This window comes from Echinicola sediminis, from assembly GCF_054777495.1.
The window spans coordinates 1-558 of record NZ_BAAHAP010000255.1 but is presented as its reverse complement, the minus strand read 5'-3'; the positions used below and the strand labels follow the sequence as shown (position 1 = coordinate 558).

The window sequence follows — 558 nt, the reverse complement described above, 5'->3', positions numbered from 1 at the left end:
ATCGCCATTGCCTTCACCAACTACAGCAGCACTAACCAGCTGACTTTTGAACGTGCGCAGGAAGTGTTGTTAGATCGCTCCTGGCAAGCAGGCAAAACCTATAACTTTGGTCTTTACCCGGCGGGCGATAAGGGGTGAGGGTGAAAACTCGGCTCACATTCCCACCTTGTTCATCTCCAGCGGCACCGCCGAGCGAATCAAATGGTGGCCTTCCAGCTCGATATCGTGGAGATTCTTTTTCACGGTCCGCACATGATCGCGTGCTGCGCGCTGGGCGACGTGCGGCAGCCGCTGCAACACCGCGTTGTAGATCCGCGTATGCTGGCGATCGATCTGCTTTTTTTGCTGTGGTCGATGGTAGAGATTATTTACGCTGGCAAACACTGAATTAAACATCAGATCGGTCAATGATTGCAGCGTAAACACCAACACCTGATTGTGAGAAGCCTGACAAATGGCGAGATGGAAAGCGTGATCCAACTGCGCATGTTCGATCAGCGAAATCTCTTTGTTGTTCTCACTGGCGGCGAGCATTTTTTCATAACAGCGGGTTATCAC

The 558-nt window shown here is 51.6% G+C and carries 1 protein-coding gene; it reads right to left on the bottom strand.

The annotated features are described in order from the left end of the window. Positions 1-153: 153 nt before the first annotated feature. Positions 154-558: FCD domain-containing protein (locus ACYVAA_RS23045; RefSeq protein WP_460546466.1), on the bottom strand; the 405-nt coding region annotated here is incomplete at its 5' end.